This window comes from Kitasatospora sp. NPDC093558 (assembly GCF_040683475.1).
Classification (GTDB): Bacteria; Actinomycetota; Actinomycetes; order Streptomycetales; family Streptomycetaceae; genus Kitasatospora.
In genome coordinates this window covers 1-4,080 of record NZ_JBFBDY010000556.1, presented here as the reverse complement: position 1 = coordinate 4,080, position 4,080 = coordinate 1, and the positions used below count along the sequence as shown (strand labels likewise).

The following is a 4,080-nucleotide window of genomic DNA, read 5'->3' as shown; positions in this document are numbered from 1 at the left end:
AGTTCACGGCAGCCGGGGGCAGGGTGCCGCTGTTGCAGACGTTGCCGGTCGAGGGGACCGTCGTGCCGTCGAGCATCTTGGTCAGGTCCACGGCCGCCATCTGGGTCGCCCCGTCGTTGACCAGGAGGGCGATGGCGTCCCCGCCGTTCGGCGACTGGTACGCGACCAGGGTGTGCGGATCCAGCCCCATGCTGAAGCCGCCGCCGGTTTCACAGGTGGTCCAGTTGCTGATGGCCGGGACGGCTCCCGCCCCGGACGTCGTCGGCAGCGCGATGGCCGTCAGGGCGTCACCGCCGAACTCTCCGGAGATGACGCCCGTGTGGGTGCCCTGCGCCACGGACGCCCCGGACGCACCTGCACTGAGGAACGAGCCGGCCAGCGTCTGGACCTGCTCGGGTGCCGTCCAGGACCCGGGCGTGCCGGGGGTGAAGACGGCCTGCGGCGCGGTGCCCGGGTTGTTGATGTCCGCGATCACGACCTGGGACGGTCCGCTGAACTCGGCGGGCGCCAGGATGATCCCGGTGGAGCAGTCCTCGGCGGCGGAGTCGAGTTCCCCGCTCACCGTCACCGGGTGCTCGAAGAACTGCGGCGAGGTGGTGTTCGCCACGTTCACGATCTCGTAGTTGTTGTCCTCGGACGGGGACAGGAGGATGTTGCGGATCGGGTCGATGAGCGGGTCCTCGGAGATCTGCCCGCCCGGGTCCTGCGTCGCGAACGCCGGCTCGAACGTGTTGGTCGCGAGGTCGAGGTACTGGAACCCGGCCACGCCACCGATGCTCAGCCCCACCAGGGCCTTGTTGTGCACGGCGTCCATCGTGACGCCGGTGGTCGTCGCCGAGCCGCCGGAGAACCTGATCGTCCCGGTGCCCGAGTCCGTCAGCGGGTTGGGGGACACGCTGGGGTCGAGCCCGGTGCCCTTCAGGACGTAGACGTGATTGTTGTTCGCCGTCGCCACGGACTGCCCGGTCACCGAGTTCGTCGCGATGGAGTTGATGACATCGGTGCCCGTGGGGATCTGCGTGTTGGTGATGCTGGTGCCCTCGACGTTCACGACGTCGATCCCGGTGGCGCCGCTGCTCCACGCGCCCTTGGGGATGTACGCGGTGACGTTGGACCCGTTGACGTACGCGGAGAGCGAGCCCGACGCCTCGCACGACCCCTGGGGAACGACCGATGCCGGCTGCCCGCACACCAGGTAGTGGCTGATCGTCGCCGGCTTCCCGCTCGCCGCGAGCGGCGAGTGCAGGCCCGTGTCCGACGGATAGTTCGGGTGGCCCGGCGTGCCCGTGTAGTCGTACGTGTCGTAGGCCGGCGCGCCCTTCACGTAGACCGTGAAGTTCGGCGAGTTGGTGATGAAGCTCAGGTACGTGCCCGTCGGGTCGACCGTCGCCTGGAACATGGTGCCCGCGGCCGAGTAGCTCTGGCTCTGGTTGCCCGGACTCAGGTCCGACGTGTTGATGAACGTCGTCGTGCCCGACGGACAGCTCGTGATGTTCCCCCGTGTGACCGAGGGCTGGACGTTGTGGGTGGTCGTCGGCGCGCCGGCGGGATTCGGCCGTGCCGTCTCGCTCGCCGTCGCCGTCGTCGCGGTCGGCACCGCGACGGACCACAGTGCCATGGCGGCACCCAGGGCGCCGAGCGTTCTGAGCGGCCGTGCCCGGCCGGTTGTCATTCGCAACATGGTTCCTCTTGCGTCGTGGGTCCCGCGCCCGTTCGGTGACTCCCGGCGCTGCCGCTTCCGGGCCGGTCCGGGGGTGTTATCGGAGGCGAACCGTGCACGAACTCACTGCTGCCTCGTGGTCGTACGTCGGGCGCGGTTTTGCAAGCCATGATGCTTCGTCAACGGCCGGACACCCGGGATTGCGCGCCGCTACCGGGTCGGCGGGGTGGGCGCGTTGGGCTGTCCGGGTGCGCGGTCAGCCGAGTATTCGGCCAGTCGGCGTGGTGCCTGCTTCGAGGAAATCCCGAATCAGCCCGCTGAGGATCTCGGGGCGTTCGAGATGGACGTCGTGCCCCGCACCGGGGACGCTCACGGTGGGGTCGGCGGTGCTCGGGGTCGCTGGGGCTCAGGCCACTGGGGCGGCTTCGACTTCGAGCACCTGGGCCGGGCCGGCTCGGAACGCCGGGCTGGCGGCGTCGGCGGCCACCATGTGCGGGGTGGCGTCGTGGGCGGCCAATGCCTCGCGGGACGACCAGAGTTCGGCGAGGACGAAGCGGTCCGGATCGCCGACGACCCGGTGCAGGTCGTACTGCAGGCAGCCCTGCTCGGCCCGCACGATGGGCGCGAGGCGCTTGTAGGCCTCGACCTGCTCCTGGCCGCGGCCGGGGAGGGTGGTGATCAGGATGTGGAGTCGTACTGGCTGTGACATGCGAGCGAGCGTAGATCGCTGAGCCGGGGTCGGGGAACCCGGATCTCACCTGGCAGACGTGGTGGAGAGGAACCCGAGATGGAGGTGCGGTTGAATGTTCAAGTGACATCGACGCTCGGTTCGTGTCCGTGGCAGCCCGTATCGTCCGCGGAGTGCGGCTGATACGCTGCGGGAGTGACCACCCATGACGAGGCCCCGGCGGTGCGGGCGGACGAGCAGGACGGCCTCTGGCTCAGCCCGGCCGAGCTGGACTCCTGGATGTCGGTGGTGCGGCTGATGACGCGGCTGCCGTGGGCCATCGACACGCAGCTGCAGCGCGACGCGGACCTGAGCATGGTCGAGTACATGACCCTGGCGATGCTGTCCGAGGCCCCCGAGTGGACCTTGCGCATGAGCGTCCTCGCCGAGAACACCAGCACCTCGCTGTCGCGCCTGTCGCACATGGTGAAGCGGCTGGAGGGGCGCGGCTACGTCCGGCGCGAGGCGGATCCGGCCGACGGGCGCTTCACGAACGCGATCCTGATGCCCGCCGGCATGGCCAAGCTCGAAGCCGCCGCACCCGCGCACGTGGCCTTCGTCCGGCGCCTGGTCGTCGACAACCTCTCCGGCGAGCGGCTGCGCCGGCTCGGGCAGGACGCCGAGCGCATCCTGCAGCGCATCGACTCGCCGGCTCGTTGAGGGTTCAAGTCATCGGCGGGTCACACCGCGATCAACTCTCGTGAAAATTGCTTGCACCCAGCCTCTTGCGCTTGACGATGACTTGAAGGTTAAAGTGAATGTGCAACCGCAAGCCACCGCAGGGATCAGGAGGACCGAGATGTCCCACGACAACGAGAAGATCATCCGCGCCGCCTACCAGGTCGCCGAGGAGCAGGACGTCGCCGGCTGGGTCGCCGCCTTCACGGAGGACGGCACCTTCACCGACATGTCCCTCCCGCTCACCTATCGCGGTCCCGAGGAACTCGGCCGGACGGTCGAGGTCTACGCGAGGGCCTTCCCCGACATGCACCGCGAGCTCGAACGGTTCTACGTCACCGGGAACGTCGTGATCGTGCAGCTCCGCCTGCAGGGCACGCACCTCGGCCCGCTGGAGCTGCCGGCCGGCACCGTCCCGCCCACCGGCAAGCGCATGGACGCTCCGTGCTGCGACGTGTTCGAGCTGGTCGACGGCAGGATCAAGCGCTTCGACTGCTACGCGGAGGGCTCCGTCATCGCCCGCCAGCTCGGCCTCGCCTGAGCCCGTCCGGGGGAATAGGTGACGGTTCGCCCTTGCTGTCACTTGAGCCTTCAAGCAGGAAGGCCCAGGGTTTGACTTGAAGACTCAAGTGAAAGGGAGGTCATCATGACCACCGCAACGCCGACGCCGGGCCGCTACGCCATCGACGCCCCCCGCTCCGAGATCACCTTCACGACGAAGCACCTGTTCGGCCTCGGCGCCGTCCGCGGCACCTTCCGGCTCCGCGGCGGCACCGTCTCCGTCGCCGAGCCGCTCACCGCGAGCCGGGTGGACGCCGTCGCCGACGCGGCCAGCTTCGACACCGGCAACAAGAACCGCGACCGCCAGGTCCTGTCCAAGGCCCTGCTGGACACCGCGAACTACCCGGACATCGTCTTCACCTCCACCGGCGCCGAACTCGACCGGGCCGGCACCTGGGCCCTCCAGGGCGAGCTGACCGCCCACGGCACCGGGGCGCCCGTCACCTTCACCGTG

5 protein-coding genes are annotated in these 4,080 nt (G+C 69.2%); 3 read left to right on the top strand and 2 right to left on the bottom strand.

Annotated elements, in window-relative coordinates:
* Both AB0O00_RS31310 and AB0O00_RS31305 read right to left on the bottom strand, forming a co-directional pair.
* Positions 1-1,618: hypothetical protein (locus tag AB0O00_RS31310; RefSeq protein ID WP_363657503.1), on the bottom strand; the 1,618-nt coding region annotated here is incomplete at its 3' end.
* 448 nt (positions 1,619-2,066) lie between these two features.
* Positions 2,067-2,369, bottom strand: coding sequence for a putative quinol monooxygenase (locus AB0O00_RS31305; RefSeq protein ID WP_363657501.1), 303 nt, complete (start codon positions 2,367-2,369; stop codon positions 2,067-2,069).
* 174 nt (positions 2,370-2,543) lie between these two features.
* On the opposite strand from AB0O00_RS31305, the gene AB0O00_RS31300 reads away from it, so the two are divergent.
* From AB0O00_RS31300 to AB0O00_RS31290, 3 genes are all read left to right on the top strand, one after another.
* Entirely contained in the window at positions 2,544-3,047 is a 504-nt protein-coding gene (locus AB0O00_RS31300) for a MarR family transcriptional regulator (RefSeq protein ID WP_363657499.1), read from the top strand.
* Between the two features lie 139 nt (positions 3,048-3,186).
* The gene (locus AB0O00_RS31295; protein WP_363657497.1) at positions 3,187-3,606 is read left to right on the top strand and encodes a nuclear transport factor 2 family protein; all 420 of its coding nucleotides are present in this window, start codon (positions 3,187-3,189) and stop codon (positions 3,604-3,606) included.
* Between the two features lie 105 nt (positions 3,607-3,711).
* On the top strand, positions 3,712-4,080 hold a 369-nt coding region (locus tag AB0O00_RS31290), incomplete at its 3' end, for a YceI family protein (RefSeq protein ID WP_363657495.1).